Source organism: Geminocystis sp. NIES-3708 (genome assembly GCF_001548095.1).
Taxonomy (GTDB): Bacteria; Cyanobacteriota; Cyanobacteriia; order Cyanobacteriales; family Cyanobacteriaceae; genus Geminocystis.
The window spans coordinates 3,825,316-3,841,653 of sequence record NZ_AP014815.1; the positions used below are offsets into that span (position 1 = coordinate 3,825,316).

General features: G+C 31.8%; 13 protein-coding genes and 1 pseudogene. 8 read left to right on the forward strand and 6 right to left on the reverse strand.

Annotated features, from left to right (window positions below):
* Positions 1–15: 15 nt before the first annotated feature.
* The 4 genes and pseudogenes from GM3708_RS16760 (at position 16) to folP (ending at position 3,922) form a co-directional block, all read left to right on the forward strand.
* Positions 16–726 (forward strand): PHP domain-containing protein, encoded by a 711-nt coding sequence (locus GM3708_RS16760; protein ID WP_066349209.1) that lies wholly within the window; start codon positions 16–18, stop codon positions 724–726.
* 112 nt (positions 727–838) lie between these two features.
* A pseudogene (locus GM3708_RS16765) lies at positions 839–1,409 on the forward strand (Uma2 family endonuclease).
* A gap of 126 nt (positions 1,410–1,535) precedes the next feature.
* Positions 1,536–2,987 (forward strand): 9,9'-di-cis-zeta-carotene desaturase, encoded by a 1,452-nt coding sequence (gene zds, locus GM3708_RS16770; RefSeq protein WP_066349210.1) that lies wholly within the window; start codon positions 1,536–1,538, stop codon positions 2,985–2,987.
* A gap of 98 nt (positions 2,988–3,085) precedes the next feature.
* Positions 3,086–3,922: a dihydropteroate synthase gene (folP, locus tag GM3708_RS16775; protein ID WP_066349211.1), complete on the forward strand. Its 837-nt coding sequence runs from the start codon at positions 3,086–3,088 to the stop codon at positions 3,920–3,922.
* Between the two features lie 34 nt (positions 3,923–3,956).
* On the opposite strand, the gene cobS is transcribed toward folP, so the two are convergent.
* The gene (gene cobS / locus GM3708_RS16780) at positions 3,957–4,712 is read right to left on the reverse strand and encodes an adenosylcobinamide-GDP ribazoletransferase (protein WP_066349212.1); all 756 of its coding nucleotides are present in this window, start codon (positions 4,710–4,712) and stop codon (positions 3,957–3,959) included.
* Positions 4,713–5,171: 459 nt separating this feature from the next.
* Here cobS and GM3708_RS16785 point away from each other — a divergent pair, with 459 nt between their 5' ends.
* The 3 genes from GM3708_RS16785 (at position 5,172) to GM3708_RS18915 (ending at position 7,156) form a co-directional block, all read left to right on the forward strand.
* Positions 5,172–5,615 carry a hypothetical protein gene (locus GM3708_RS16785; RefSeq protein WP_066349213.1) on the forward strand — a complete coding sequence of 148 codons (444 nt, stop codon included), beginning with the start codon at positions 5,172–5,174 and terminating at the stop codon, positions 5,613–5,615.
* 125 nt (positions 5,616–5,740) lie between these two features.
* Positions 5,741–6,838, forward strand: coding sequence for a tRNA guanosine(34) transglycosylase Tgt (gene tgt / locus GM3708_RS16790; protein WP_066349214.1), 1,098 nt, complete (start codon positions 5,741–5,743; stop codon positions 6,836–6,838).
* A gap of 141 nt (positions 6,839–6,979) precedes the next feature.
* Entirely contained in the window at positions 6,980–7,156 is a 177-nt protein-coding gene (locus tag GM3708_RS18915; protein WP_173645026.1) for a hypothetical protein, read from the forward strand.
* Positions 7,157–7,194: 38 nt separating this feature from the next.
* Here GM3708_RS18915 and GM3708_RS16795 read toward each other — a convergent pair whose 3' ends face one another.
* The 5 genes from GM3708_RS16795 to dnaJ all read right to left on the reverse strand — a co-directional run bounded on the left by GM3708_RS16795 (position 7,195) and on the right by dnaJ (position 12,075).
* Positions 7,195–8,190 carry an aldo/keto reductase gene (locus tag GM3708_RS16795; protein WP_173645027.1) on the reverse strand — a complete coding sequence of 332 codons (996 nt, stop codon included), beginning with the start codon at positions 8,188–8,190 and terminating at the stop codon, positions 7,195–7,197.
* A 30-nt stretch (positions 8,191–8,220) separates the two neighbouring features.
* Positions 8,221–9,138, reverse strand: a complete 918-nt coding sequence (locus GM3708_RS16800; RefSeq protein WP_066349215.1) for a hypothetical protein — start codon at positions 9,136–9,138, stop codon at positions 8,221–8,223.
* Positions 9,139–9,506: 368 nt separating this feature from the next.
* The gene (rsgA, locus tag GM3708_RS16805) at positions 9,507–10,598 is read right to left on the reverse strand and encodes a small ribosomal subunit biogenesis GTPase RsgA (RefSeq protein WP_066349541.1); all 1,092 of its coding nucleotides are present in this window, start codon (positions 10,596–10,598) and stop codon (positions 9,507–9,509) included.
* Positions 10,599–10,606: 8 nt separating this feature from the next.
* The gene (locus tag GM3708_RS16810; protein WP_066349217.1) at positions 10,607–10,825 is read right to left on the reverse strand and encodes a sulfurtransferase TusA family protein; all 219 of its coding nucleotides are present in this window, start codon (positions 10,823–10,825) and stop codon (positions 10,607–10,609) included.
* Between the two features lie 122 nt (positions 10,826–10,947).
* The gene (gene dnaJ, locus GM3708_RS16815; protein WP_066349219.1) at positions 10,948–12,075 is read right to left on the reverse strand and encodes a molecular chaperone DnaJ; all 1,128 of its coding nucleotides are present in this window, start codon (positions 12,073–12,075) and stop codon (positions 10,948–10,950) included.
* 298 nt (positions 12,076–12,373) lie between these two features.
* On the opposite strand from dnaJ, the gene GM3708_RS16820 reads away from it, so the two are divergent.
* Entirely contained in the window at positions 12,374–16,306 is a 3,933-nt protein-coding gene (locus tag GM3708_RS16820) for a hypothetical protein (protein WP_066349220.1), read from the forward strand.
* The last annotated feature ends 32 nt before the right edge of the window (positions 16,307–16,338 follow it).

Sequence of the window (16,338 nt, forward strand, 5' to 3'; positions counted from 1 at the left end):
TCATTTAGCAACAATATGCTGTTAAAAACAAAAAAAGCCTCTACATTATCCAATAATAAAGAAAGTCAAGATAAAGCTAAATTAGAATCAATCTGGAAAAATATTCATCGTTACAGTTGCCCTCATGATTATAACTTTCACCTACACACTCGTTGCTCCGATGGACAATTAACCCCTGAAGAATTAGTAGATCAAGCAGTTTCTATTGGCTTACAAGGTTTTGCTATTACCGATCATCATAGCGTTCAAGGTTTTTATCGTGCTAAAAATTATCTAAAGGAGAAATATAACCTTAACAGTAAAACTGTTTTACCCTATTTATGGACAGGTATTGAAATCACCTCTCAGTTAAACGGTACGAATGTACATATTTTAGGCTATGGATTTGATCCTGAAGCTGATGTTATACAAAAATACTTAACAGGAGAAGCACCCACAGGAAAAAATACAGATGCGAAAATCGTAATCAAAACTCTTCATCAAGCACAAGGGTTAGTGGTTTTAGCACATCCATTTCGTTATAGACGTAGTGCAGAGGAATTAATTACTGAGGCTTACGAATTAGGTATTGACGGAGTAGAAACTTATTATGCCTATGGAAATCCTAACCCTTGGCAACCTAGTGACAAGCACACTACTATTGTTAAACAAATGGCAAATAAATATAATTTATACACTACTTGTGGCACTGACACTCATGGTAATAATATTTTAGTACGTCTTTAAATCTTAATTAATTTAAAACAAAAAGATATTTTTATTACTAAGGATTCGTTCTATTTTACCCAATCTAGTTTGATTTGATAGTAAAAAACTTCACAATGGAGGATAAATAAACATGAGTAATTTAATAATAAATTTATCTTCAGTGAATTTAAACGATGAGCAATTTTTTTCATTATGTGTCAGTAATCATGATTATCGATTTGAGAGAAATAGTAAGGAAGATTTAATTATTATGTCGCCCACTGGAGGTGAAACCAGTAACAGAAATATTGACATTTTTATCAGCTACAACTTTAAAATCGTCGCAAAAAAAAGGTATCGCGTTTGATTCTTCAGGAGGTTTTAAACTACATTAAGGAGGAGTGCGATCGCCAAATGCTTCTTAAATACCACTAAAAAAATGGGAAAGTTTAACCAGTAAAGAAAAACAAAAATTTCTCCCATTATGTCCTGATTTTGTCATTGAGTTATTATCCCCTACTGATAAATTAATTGACACTCAAAATAAGATGTTAGAATACCTCGAAAAGGGTATAAAATTAGGTTGGTTAATTAACAGGGAAACCAGACAAGTAAAAATTTATCGCTTTAATCAACCAGTAGAAATTTTCTCCTATCCTAACAGTCTATCAGGAGAAAATATATTAGAAGATTTCGTCTTAGAAATGAAGTTAATTTGGTAAAAAAATCAAGCAAAAAAAAGATAACAAAGGATTTTTAATTAACTAATTTCCCCAGAATTGCAGTGAGGGGTGAAATTGACTTTATAATAGAGAATGTAAAGAAAAGTTAAGAAAGATTAGAAAAGAATGCGAGTTGCGATTGTAGGTGCAGGATTAGCCGGATTGGCGACAGCTATCGATTTAGTTGACGCTGGTTGTGAAGTGGAAATTTTTGAATCTCGTCCCTTTGTTGGTGGTAAAGTAGGCAGTTGGGTTGATGGTGATGGTAATCATATCGAAATGGGATTACACGTCTTTTTTGGTTGCTATTACAATCTATTCGCTTTAATGAAAAAAGTCGGTGCGATTGATAGCTTACTCTTAAAACAACATACACACACATTTATCAACGAAGGTGGTAGAGTCGGGGAATTAGATTTTCGCTTCATTACAGGCGCACCTTTCAACGGCTTAAAGGCTTTTTTTACAACTTCCCAACTTTCCGCAGTCGATAAAATAGCGAATTCTTTAGCCTTGGGTACAAGTCCCATTGTAAGGGGTTTGGTGGACTTTGAAGGAGCAATGCGCAATATTCGTGATTTAGATGGTATCAGTTTTGCTGACTGGTTTCGTAAACATGGAGGAAATCAAGGCAGTCTTGATAAAATGTGGAATCCCATCGCCTACGCATTAGGTTTTATTGATACTGAAAATATTTCCGCTCGTTGTATGTTAACAATTTTTCAATTTTTTGCTGCAAAAACTGAAGCATCCGTATTACGAATGTTAGAAGGCTCACCTCATGAATATCTCCATAAACCCATCATTAACTATTTAGAATCAAAAGGCGTAAAAATCCATACTCGTCGCCGTGTTAGAGAAATTAAATATCAGGAAGAAGAGGAAACCCTTGTCACTGCTTTAATTGTTGCCAATGGTGAAACAGAAGAATTAATTACTGCTGATGCTTATGTTTGTGCTTGTGATATTCCGGGTATTCAAAAAATTATTCCTGAAAATTGGCGTAAATGGTCAGAGTTTGATAATATCTATAAACTTACAGCTGTTCCAGTTGCTACAGTTCAACTACGTTTTGATGGTTGGGTAACAGAATTACATAGTGAAAAAAAACGTAAACAATTAGAAAAAGCTGAAGGCATTGATAACTTACTCTATACCAGTGATGCTGACTTTTCTTGTTTTTCAGATTTAGCCTTATCTAGCCCTTCGGATTATTACCGAGAAGGGGAAGGTTCTCTGTTACAATTAGTTTTAACACCCGGTGATCCTTTCATCAAAGAAAGTAACGAAAATATCGCCCAACACGTCTTAAAACAAGTTCATAATTTATTTCCTTCTGCTTGTGACTTAAACATGACATGGTATAGTGTCGTAAAATTAGCTCAATCTTTGTATCGAGAAGCACCAGGTATGGATGTTTATCGCCCATCACAAAAAACACCTATTTCTAATTTTTTCCTTGCTGGTAGCTACACTCAACAAGATTACATTGACAGCATGGAAGGGGCTACTATTTCGGGAAAACAAGCCGCCCAAGCTATTCTTAAATCTAATACAAAAATATTGGCGATCGCCTAAATTGAGTAATAAGTAATAAGTAATGGGCAATGGTTTTGAAAATAAAATGTATTTCCTAGATTGAGGTTAGGCTAGGGATTAGAAAACTAATTTTTATTATGAAAGATTTAACTATTGGTAATCATCAATTTAATTGGCAAAGTCGTACTTTTTTAATGGGTATTTTAAATGTCACACCTGATAGTTTTAGCGATGGTGGCAAATTTAACCATATTGAAACGGCATTAAAACACGCTCAGAAGATGATTTCTGAAGGTGCTGATATAGTTGATATTGGTGGGCAATCTACTCGCCCTAATGCTTCACAAGTAACCTTAGAAGAAGAATTAGAAAGAGTTATTCCTGTTATCAGTCGGTTACGCCAACTATCGAATATTCCTATCTCCATAGATACTACCAGAGCTATAGTAGCAGAAAAAGCCATAGCCATCGGTGCTGATATTGTAAATGATATTTCAGGGGCGACTTTCGATGAAGAAATGTTGCCAACCGTAGCTAAATTAAATGTACCCATAATTTTAATGCACATTCGGGGTAATCCTAAAACTATGCAAAATTTAACAGATTATCAAGATTTAATTGCCGAAATTAATCAATTTTTTGAAGAAAGAATTAATCAAGCCATAGCATTAGGTATTAAGAAAGAATATATCATTTTAGATCCCGGTCTTGGTTTTGCTAAAAATCATCAACAAAATTTAGAGATATTAAGAAACATTAAACAAATCAAAAAATTAGATTTTCCTGTGTTAATCGGTACATCTCGGAAAAGTTTTATTGGTACAATTTTAAACAAGGAAAATCCCCTAGAAAGAATTTGGGGAACTGCTGCCACTTGTAGTTATGCTATTACTCAAGGTGCTAATATTTTGAGAGTTCATGATGTGAAAGAAATGTATGATGTTGCTAAAGTTACCGATGCTATTAGTTATTAGTCATTTACCATTGCCCATTGCCCTTTGTTAATTATCATTTAGCTAAAGTTAGGAAACACAATATTAAGGCTTCACTCCATTCTACCGTTGCCCCGTAAGTATCCCCTGTATGCCCTCCTAATTGTTTTTTAAACCACCATCCTATCAATAATGAGATTGTTATACCGATAACTAAGGTAAAGCTAATTAACGTTAGTGATTGATTGAGCCAGAAATATTGCATAATCAGCAGTGGAATTATAAATAACGAGCCTAAAATAATATCTGTTGGTAAATTTAGGTTTTCTTTCAAAAATGCTCCTTTTCCTTCTTCTCTGAGATAACGATAAAGTGCGATCGCCATTAATTGTCCCCAGCGAGAGTAACTAGCACAAAAAATAAGATAAAACGAAAGATAATCATTAATTTCACTGATACTGGTGATTTTTAAGAGAATAACTATAATTCCTGCCATTATACCAAAAGCACCACTATTACTATCTCGCATTACCTCTAATCTTTTTTCAGGATTTTGCACCGCTAAACCGTCGGCTGTATCAATTATTCCATCTAAATGTAAACCACCTGTTAAAAAAATCCAAAAGCCAGTAATTAAAACGGCTTTAGTTAAAGGAGGAAAATCCATCAGAGTTAATATTTCAGTCATAAAACCTAATATAATCCCCAATAAAATCCCTACCCAGGGCAACCATCGAGCTATTTTCTTAAAATCTAAAGGCAAAAAATCTGCCAGAGGAATTATTGTGTAAAAAACTATTGCCCCAAAAAAAGAAGGGATCAATTTTTTCATAATCAATTAACATATAAAAATAAACCTAAACAAAAAGGAAATTTTAGGTTAAGATTGTGTCGTAGCAAACAATAAAATTTCATTTAATAGGATCTGCTACTAACATAAAAATAGATTTTGGCTAATTTGTCAAAAAATCTAAGTTTCTATCAATCTCGACATCACCATTGAGTTGTGGAAGATTGAGTAAATAATTAATACATTTGATTTTGTTGTTATGGCTTATAGCTTAAGATTCCAACAATTTTGAATTTGCCAATTTAACCATAAGCAAAAACTAATTCTTCTTAATAAGGAAGTGAATTAATCAAATATTGTTGTTTTTTTTCGAAATAGCCAAAAAATGCTAAAAATCAAAACAGTTAATATAAAAACACAATTTCCAAAGTAGTATTTTTATATTTTTCAGATTTAATCAAACTAATTAGTAAGTAAGAGCGAAAAAAAGGGTTAATAACTATGAATCATCAACCAAACTATTGTCAATTACCAGCACCTTGTGTTATCGAATCAGGAATTTTAGTTAATAAAGAAGATATTAAACGTCTTATTAACGATTTAACTCAAGTACGTTATATACATAGCCTTGATGGCGTAGTACAAAATCAAGGACAAGGTTGGATTTTAGAAGTTTTTAATGACAAAAATCAGGCAACGGTAGTAATAAATAATAGTTTATATATTAATCTTCAAAGTTTTGATTATTTACAATTAACACAAATATCTCCTCAAGAAAGTCACTTTGATTTAGTCCAAGATAATCGCAAATTAACCTTAATTCCCCTCGTTACACCTTGTCAAGACCAACAAACCTCAAAAAATCTTGGTTTTGATAATTTAGAAGAAATGTTAGGAGAAGTGCTTTCTGCTAAATGGGATGTACAATTAGACGAAGATTTTTAGCTTAGTGATTTTTTACTGAATGAGGAATTGAGAATGAAGAAATAACAAATAAAGATGTATAGTAGATGGTGGACAATTGCTTTTAATTAATTGTTCATTGCTTATTGTTCATTGTTAATTGATTAGTGTCTTTTTCTTATTCTTTAATTGCATCCTGTTCTCATACTAAAGCACGAGCAGGGGTTTTTTCTACTCCTCATGGTGATGTCGAAACTCCTAAGTTTATGCCCGTTGGTACTATTGGTACTGTCAAAGGTATTACTCCAGCACAACTCAAAGATGTTAATGCTCAAATGATTTTGGGTAATACTTATCATTTACATATTCAACCCGGAGAAGGGATAATAGAAAAAGCTGGTGGATTACATAATTTTGTCGGCTGGGATAGACCGATGTTAACTGATTCTGGTGGTTTTCAGGTGTTTAGTTTGTCTAAACTACGACAACTTACTGATGATGGTGTTAAATTTCGCTCCCCTAAAGATGGCAGAATTATTAACATGACTCCTGAAAATTCCATCAGAATCCAAAATGCCTTAGGTGCGGATGTGATTATGGCTTTTGATGAATGCCCTCCTGCCACTGCCACTAAAGATGAGGTAATTATTGCTGTTGAGCGAACTTATAAATGGTTGCAACGGTGTATAAATGCTCATGCCAAGTCCGATAAACAAGCCTTATTTGGTATTGTACAAGGAGGAATTTATGCCGACTTACGTACTCAATCAGCACAAGATTTGATTAGTTTAGACTTACCCGGTTATGCTATCGGTGGTGTTAGTGTTGGTGAAAAACCTGAGCTGATTCATCAAATTATACAATGGACTACTCCCCTTTTACCTGTTAATAAACCTCGTTATCTCATGGGAGTTGGCACTTATAGAGAAATGGTTATAGCTATTGCATCTGGCATAGATTTATTTGATTGTGTAATTCCTACTCGTTTAGGCAGACATGGGGCAGCCTTAGTGCAAGGTAAGCGGATAAACTTGAAAAATGCTCCCTACAAAGAAGATTTTACACCTTTAGACCCTGAATGTAGTTGTTATACTTGTAAAAATTTTACTCGTGCCTATCTTAACCATTTATTACGTTCAGGGGAAATGTTAGGTTTTATTTTATTATCTATCCATAATTTACACGAGTTAGTTAATTTTACTAATAAAATTCGTCGGGCAATTATTAATGATACTTTTATCAGTGAATTTGGACATTGGCTGTAATTTAATAAATAATAAATGATTAAACTATTTTTATTGATTGATTTTCTTGTTTGATCTTCAACAAATGTTAATTAATGTTAAGATGTTAGCAAAATTTAATAAAATAATATAAATACTGTTGAATCAGGAATTTTCTTAACTATGACTCAGTCTCAGCCTCAACCCACAAAAACCCCTAATATCGAAGAGCCAAAATTTGGTTTTAATAACTATTCTGAAAAATTAAATGGTAGAGCGGCGATGATCGGTTTTGTCATTACTTTAGCTATTGAATATTTTACTGGACAAGGATTATTAAGCTGGTTAGGCTTACAATAATTAATAATTAACAATGGACAATTAACAATTACTGAAATTTAATTAGTTTGAAAAATATTTTGGATCATTTGCTTATCTAAATTCAAAGCAATATTTTCCAATTCTGTTACTTCTGCCGAAGATAAACGCCAACCTAAAGCACCAATATTTTCTCTGGCTTGGCTAAGGTTTTTTGCCCCCGGAATGGGAATTGTGCCTTGACAAATACACCAGTTTATGGCAACTTGACTCATGGTTTTTCCGTTACTTTTTGCGATCACATCCATAGTTTTTAATAAAGGGTGAATTTTCGGTAATAACTCCTTAAATAATCCTTTTCTCGGACCTGATGGTAAACTATTTAAGTCTTGATATTTACCTGTTAAAATCCCTAAAGTAAGAGGACTATAAGCGATAATTTTAATATCTAAATCCTGACATAGCTGCTTCAATCCTAACTTCACGAAAGGATAAGTTGATAACAAAGAATATTGCACCTGTAAAGTACTAATTTTGACTCCTTTTTCTCCGAGATACTCATAAGCCCGTTGTAAATTTTTTGGTCCATAATTAGATAAACCGATACCTTTAACTAAACCTTGATCATACAATTGCACTAAACCATCCCATAAGGGCTTTTCTTGCCAAGGTAAATATTTTGCAGGAGACCAGTGCATTTGCACTAAATCAACTTTTCTACCTAATCTCTCTGCTGATTTTTCACAAGCTTTTATCATAGATTGGGGAGTTAAACGCCAAGGATAAACCGCTAATTTTGTAGCGATTGCAATTTCATTTTGATGATCTCCTCGATATTCACTGACAAATTTTCCTAACAGAGTTTCACTACGTCCGTTTAGTTTCCCTGTACCATAAGAGTCACCTGTATCAAACCAAGTAACCCCTTGAGAAACATGAAGATTAAAAACTTGCTGTAATTCTCTATCCATCGTCTTATCATAGCCCCAGAGAAAGCGATTACCCCATGCCCATGTACCACATCCCATAGGAGAGAGAAATAAATTCTCCGCTACTTTTATGTTTAATTCCATCATCAAATGAGTAATAAGTAATAAATAATAAGTTTAATGATTTTCTACACAAAGAAATGGTTGTAAGAAAGATTTTATGAAACACTTTTTAATCACCATTTTTAAATCAGTCACCGTATTTTTAATTTCGTCAGCTAAATCTTCTGCAAAATCATCTACTTTATTTCTATCTTGAAATGCTAATTTATTCAAGTCTTTTTCCCATCTATTAACCATTTCAGTAGAAGGATTTTCTAACATTTCTGATTTTTGATATAACTTTGTTTCGACGCTTCCATCATCATTAATAGTGATTTCTCCTGTGATAATTTTACTAATAAAATCTCCTACTGAAATATTATATTCTGATGCTTTTACTTCTATTTCTCTTATTACTTGAATGGGTAGTTTTAACGAACCTTTTTTAAAAGTTTGTTCTCCAAAAACAATGTTTTCAATACGATTTGCAGTGATTTTATGAACTTCATATGTATCTAAAACTTCTTGCCATTTTCTAATTAATTCTTCTTCATTTAACTTAATCAATAATCTAGCTTGGGCTTCATTTTGAGGAATAATATTAAACCCAGCTTTTATTAGTTGAATAGCAACACTTGAAGATTCAATTACTTGATTTGCTCTCCAAACAGGATAGTAAACTGCCTTTTCACAATAGTCTTTGAAGGATTTATAGTTATTTTTATATAAGCGATAATACTTAACTTGATATAACTGCATTCCTAACTTTATATAGCTAATTTTATTATATTTAATACTATTAGTAATTTGTTCTAATTGATTATATTTTCCTTCTTCATTTAAGTAATAACATTCTTCTAAAATTGATTTATGGGGTTCATTTATCGTCTCCCAAAATAGTTGATTATCACTTTCTTCACCACAACTATAAAGAAGAGCGATCGCACGATCTGTATTATTTCTTATTGTTTTTTTTGCTATTAATTGACTCATGGTTGTGTATATAAATTTTACTGTCTTTTAGTACGTTATTAGTACCATTTTCCCTTGGGTTTTTTATTATACATCTTTTGCTTAAACTATCCATCATAATTTTATTTTTATTTTTATTTTGCAATATTTAATAAAGTTAAAAAAAGTATTTTTAAAAGTTAAATAATTAATATTTTTCTTTTATTTTATAAAAAATACTTTAAAATAAAATAAAAAAGAGTAAATCTATTTATTAATAATTCAGAAAAAACAACACTTTTACACAAAAAAAATTAGCCTCTCAACCGCTAAATCTAGTGCAATAAAATTATTTTTGACACCAAATTTGGAGAATTACAAAGGTAAGTATCTAAATTATGATTATTCATTTAACCATCAAAATCTAACTCATCATCAAGGGAATTGAGAGATTGAGAAGTGTATAAATCTTCTAATTTTTGATTACTAACTTTACGAGAAATCCGACGATATTTTTTAGCTTCTAATTTTGGCTCGTCAATTTTTTTTCCTAAGGTTTTGACTTTCGTTTTAAGGGTGGACTCTTCTTCTCGTTTATGGGCTATTTTTTCACTATAAGCGATCGCTTCTTCTAAAAATTTAAGGTAATATTGATAACGCTCCCATTCCCCTTTGACAGCACAATCAGGTTCATCTTTGTGAATGCAGTTATGAAACTTACAAGTATTTTCTGTTAATCTGGCCCTAGCTTCAGGAAAAAATTGAATTAAAGATTCCGACGGAAAATCAAAAGTGGGTTGGTTAAATCCCGGACTATCAGCGATAAAACCACCTTGAGGAAGTTCAAATAATGCCACGTGACGAGTGGTATGACGACCTTTTTGTAATTTGCCAGATACTGCACCGATACGAAAATCTAATTCAGGTATCAACAAAGAAGCAAGACTGGATTTTCCTACACCACTAGGTCCTGCTAAGATAGTGATCTTATCCCGCAAAATATTTTTTAATTCAGTAATTCCTTCCCCAGTATTAACACTGAAAAAATAGCCTTCATAGCCCCAATTTTTTAGCCTTGTTTGCCATATTTCTTTTTCTGAGAAAGTAATTAAGTCTGCTTTGTTTAATCCTAATAACAGCTTTAAATTTGTTGATTCTGCTTTTACTAAAAAACGGCTAAGTTGTACAGGATCTAATGTAGGTTCTTCTAAAGCAAATACTAATAAAATCTGTTGTGCATTAGCTATGGGCGGACGTTCTAATATTGTTTTTCTAGGTAATACTTCAGCGATCGCTCCTCGATCTAACTCTCTCGATTTAACGATAACTCGATCGCCTACTAATACTGATTGACCAATTTTTTTTAATCGTGTCGGACGTGTACATAAAAGGGATTCTTGTACTGAATCTAATAGTACTTGATAAAAATTAGCTTGAACAGCTATAACAGTACCATAAAATAACTTCGATTCTGGTTCATCAGAAAATTGAGGTGTAACCATTATCAAAATTAAACCCGAACAGACAAACGAAAGAAATCTCCTTGATCTTCGATCGTTTCTATTTTATAACCTTCGATGGTTAAACTATTAGGTACTTGTTCAATAGGTTCGCCTCTATCTAACCAAATTTCCAGTAATTGTCCTGATGACATTTTTTCTAATTGTAATTTACTACGGACAAAATTAATCGGGCAGGGTGTACCTCTTAAATCTAGTGTTTGAGTCATAAATTAATGATTTTGTGAAGTAATTAAGTAATAAGTAAATTGATTTTAATTTTTTTCTGAAAATGCTTATATTATAAATTTGTGACTATTGCCATTGTTAATTGTTAATTGTTAGTCATTAATTATTTATGAAAAATACTATCAAAGAATCCTTCAAAGCCTCTTTTAGAAGTATGTTCACCTTTTATTTGAGCTAGTTTTTCTAATAACTCTCTTTCTTCAGAATTAATTTTATTAGGAATTTCTACCTTAATTGTTAATAAGTGATTTCCACGACTAACAGAATTACCTAGTTTAGGTACACCTTTATCTTCTAAATTCATCACGGTATTAGGCTGTAAACCGGCTGGAATAGTTATTTCATGTTCTCCATCAATAGTAGGAACTTTGAAACGACAACCCAAAACTGCCTGTAAATAACTAATACTTATTTCTGACAAAATATTATTACCATCTCGTTTGAAATAGGAATCAGTTTCAACCGTTAGATAAACATATAAATCACCAGCAGGACCGCCACGAGTACCAGCGTCACCTTCTCCACTTACTCTTAACCGTGTACCTGTATCCACTCCTGCGGGAATAGTAATTTTGAGCTTTTTATTAACTTGTTTTCTACCTTGTCCACCACAAGATTCACATTTTTCTTCGATAATCTGTCCTTCACCGTTACAAGTAGGGCAAGTTGAAACTTGGGCAAAGCTACCAAAAGGAGTTCTGGTAGCTCGTTTAACTTGTCCTGTACCGCTACAAGTGCCACAGGTTTTTGGTGTAGAACCATTTTTAGCTCCTGATCCGTTACAGGTTTGACAATGCTCAAGGTGCGGAATTTTAATCTCTTTTTCACCGCCAAAAACTGCTTCTCGGAATTTCAATCTCAAATCGAGACGTAAATCATCTCCCCTAGTAGGTCCACGACGACGAGCAGTCGTATTCGTAGCACCACCAAAGCCACCGCCGAAAAAAGTTTCAAAAATATCAGCAAATCCGCCCATATCATTAGGATCAAAACCAGATCCACCACCAGCACCAGAAACTCCGGCTTCTCCAAAGCGATCATAACGTGACTTGGTTTCAGGTTCTGATAAAACTTCGTACGCACGATTAATTTCTTTGAAACGTTCTTCGGCATCAGCATCTTTATTGACATCAGGATGATATTTCCTTGCCATTTTACGGTAAGCTGATTTTAACTCTTCTTTTGTCGCAGTACGGGGAACGCCCAATATTTCGTAGTAGTCGCCTGGCATATTACTTGTTAATACTTCTTTTACTAATCTGCTCTATACACTATCACTAATCATTCTAATCTATAACCTTAACATTATTTTACTCAAATCTTCCATGGAAGTCATAAATATTGCTTCACAGTGGAATGAAAAATCTATTTTTAAGAAAATATTGGGAATTGTCACAGATTAGGGGAGCAAAAAAAGATGATAAAAATAAAAGTTGTGAAACTTAATCAATAACTCATTGTTTATTATCCATTGCTATACTATAGTGATTAGCTTTTAGTCTCAAAAATATATCATTATTTTAAATAATATGACTTCAACAGATTTAGTGATTAGTTTTTCCTTTGATGTTTGGTTAAAACTCAATTCTTTATCTTTACAAGTAAGAGATGATTTTCTTCGTAATTTTTACCAAATATTATTAAACTCCGATAGTCAGGAAAAAATATCTCTATTATCAGAGAACAAGTCAAAAAAAATCTTAATTTTCTCAGAAGAAAATATTTTACAAATTTTAGCTCTTTTCTCATTTAATAAAGAGCATAAATTAGTTATCAAAATTATTAATATTTTCAAATATTCTCAAGATTTTCATAGTATCCGAGAAAAAGGAAAAGAATGGGGAGTTATTACAGAAATCATTAATGTTGTTAATAATTTTCTTATGCAAAATAATAATATTGAGTCATTATTTAATGATCAATATCAATTAGAAAAAGCAGATTTAGCTATTAATAATAATGATTTTTATTTTTATTTTCTTGAAGATAATCAACTTAATCATTTACAAATATTATCAAGTCAACAATATGATATTATTCATCAAAAACCTTCTTTTCCTGTTATTTTAAATGGTAATTATGGTACAGGAAAAACGACTACAGCTATTTATTCTGCTCTCAAACAGGCTCATATTTTTAGTAAAAAAGGAGAGGAAAAAATATTATATGTTACCGAAAATAAATTTTTAGTAAAAGAAATCAGAAAAATAAGTAATAATATTAGGTTCGCTGAAAATATTGATTTTTATCACTATCTTTCATTAGCAAAAAAAATTATTGATAAATATCCTCTAATATTTACCCAAAAATTCTTATCTCAAAGACAAATTACTTTATATAAGTTTACTGAAAAATTTTGTAAAGTCAAAAAAATATTTGTTCTGAAACCTGAATTATTATGGCAAGAAATTAGACAAACTATTAAAGGCTCAACAAAAGCTCTAAAAAATCATAATGGATTAATTTCTTTGGATGAATATTTATCGATTAAAAATCAAAGTTTATTACCCTCTAATAGTGATTTTAAAAATATTTATAATTTAGCTATTGAATATCAAAATTGGCTAGAATCAGAGAAATATTGGGATGAGTTAGATTTTACTCGTTATCTTTTAAATAAATTGCCTGATAATTATTTGGGAGAATATGAAGCAATTTACCTTGATGAACTTCATAAATTTACGGAGTTACAAATAGAGTTGATTTTGAAACTATTAAAGTCACATCCCCATAACAATAATTTTCCACAAATATTTTTAGTAGGTAATAATGATATAAATATAATCAATAACAGCTTTATTTGGAAAAAACTAAAAAAAATCTTAGTAGAATCCTATCATAAATTACCTGAATGGAAAGAAATTAGAGAATTAATTGAGCCACAAGAATTAAATTATAATTTTATTTATAATGATAATATTGTTAATTTAGGTTCAATTGCTAGTAATTTATTAGGACATAATATTCATAATTATTCTTGGTTAAAATCTTCAAAAAAACCTTTAATTATTTCTGAAATAAATTCTAATTTTTTAAATTCAAAATCTCATCTTAATATTAATAGTGGTATTATTGTTTTCGATGATGAAGAAAAAAATAAATTAATAGCGATATTTCCTGAAGATAGTCAAAGAATTTTACATTTTGATAATATTAATGATATAGAATTTGACCAGATTTTAGTTTGGAAAATGTTTACAAAAATTTCATTTCTTCAAGAAAATAGCCAACTAAATGATGATGAGGTAGATAATTTAAAGTATAGTTACTTATATACCTGTACAACAGTTGCGAAAGAAAACTTATATTTTTATGATCAAGAAATAGATAAAATTTGGAGTTTCTCAAATATTAGTGATTATGTTGATTTTGGTTATGAAACAGAATTAGAACCTTTATTTAATGATAACTATTCTGAAGTACAAATAAGTTTAATTGCAGATAGTTATTTAAAAAAAGGTACTGATATAGCTTATCAAATAGCTAGTCAAATATATCAACGTTATCATAATATTATTGGAGCGGCAAAAATTGAAGCATTATTGGAAGAAGAGCAAGGTAATTGGGGAAAAGCAGGAGATATTTGGAATAAGTTAGGGATTTTTGACGAAGCAATTGATAGTTGGAATGAAGTTGATAAAAAATTATGGTTAGCTAAATGGGCTGTTTTATCTATAGAAGATTGGCAGAAAAGAGGTAATTATTTTGAAGATGAAAAAGATTATAAATTAGCAAAATTTTGTTATGAAAAAGCTAATGATTTTGATGGTAAATTAAGATGTTTAGAAAAGGATAATTTTTGGGAATTAGCTGGAGATGAATGTCAAGCAAAAAACTTAACTTTACAAGCACAGAAATATTATCAATTGGCAGATAAATATTATCATGAACATGAATTAACAAAATCCGCTATCAAAATGTGGACTAGGTTAGATAAATGGGATAAAGTTGCCTTAATTTGGGAAGATTTGCAACAATGGGAAAAAGCTGGTAATTGTTGGCAAAAACAAGGGGAAGTAGAAAAAGCAGCTTTATGTTGGCAAAAAGCACAAAAATGGAATTCTGCACAAAAATGTTGGGAAGAATTAGAAAATTGGCAAGAATTAGCATTATCTTATGAATCCCAAGAAAATTGGGAATTAGCTGCTCAAAATTGGCTTAAAATTGGAGAAATAGAAAAAGGGGCTTTCTGTTATCAAAAGGCAAATCAATGGCAAAATGCAGAAAATTTATGGCGTGAGTTAGGTTATTGGGGTTTTGTAGCTATATCACTACAACAACAACATCGATGGCAAGAAGCGGCTTCTGCTTGGAATCATACAAACCCCCATGAATTAGAAGCCTTGTGTTATGAACAATGTCAAGAATGGGAAAAAGCAGAAAAATGTTGGTTAGAGGCGAAAAATTGGACAAGAATTATTTTAGCCTGTGAAAAACAAGGAAAATGGCAAGAAGCAGCCGAAAGCTGGGAAAATTTAGGCGAATGGCAAAAAGCAGGATTAGCATGGGAAAATATTAAGGAATTAGAAAAAGCTGGTTTATGTTACGAAGAAGGAGAATGTTGGCAATTAGCAGAAAAATGTTGGCGTGAGTTACAAAAAAATGATCGCATTGCTAAAATTTTAGAAAAACAAGAAAAATGGAAATTAGCAGCCGAAATCTGGGAAAAGTTGGAAGAATGGCAAAAAGCAGGAGTAGCATGGGAAAATATTAAGGAATTAGAAAAAGCTGGTATTTGCTATGAGAAAGGAAAATATTGGCGACAAGCAGAAGATTGTTGGCAACGACTAGAAAATTGGGAAAAAGTAGAAAATGCTTGTAAACAACAAGGCACATGGCAAAAAGCTGCTTATGAGTGGTTACAAGCGAATCAGTTAGAAAAGGCGGCACTTTGCTATGAAAACTGCCAAGATTGGGAAAAAGCGGCTAAATATTGGCAAAAATCAGAAAATTGGGAAAGAGTTGGTCATGCTCGTGAACAACTACAACAATGGCAAGAAGCAGCATCAGCCTATTTAAATGCAAATATATATGAAAAAGCAGGAATTTGTTATGAAAAAGTAGAAAACTGGAGTAGTGCGGAAGAATGTTGGCGAAAATTGTGGAAATGGGAAAAATTAGCTATCGTTTGCCAATATCAACAAAAATGGCAAGAAGCGGCTAAAGCATGGCTATTGATAAATGAAATCGAAAAAGCAGCTATTTCTTATGAAAAATCTCAAGATTGGGAAAAAGCCGAAGAATGTTGGCGAAAATTGTCTAACTGGGAAAAATTAGCTACAGTTTGTGAATATCTCGAAAAATGGGAAGAAGCAGCACAACTTTGGCAATATCTCGAAAACTGGAAAAAAGCCGCTTTAGTGTGTTTAAAAATGGGTGATTTAGAAACCGCAATTAAATGCTACGAAAAGGGCGGATATGCTAAAGAAGTAGAAGAATGTCGTCAAAAAATATCTAATTAGAAGTAGCTGAAAAAGTATTTTATTTTGATAGA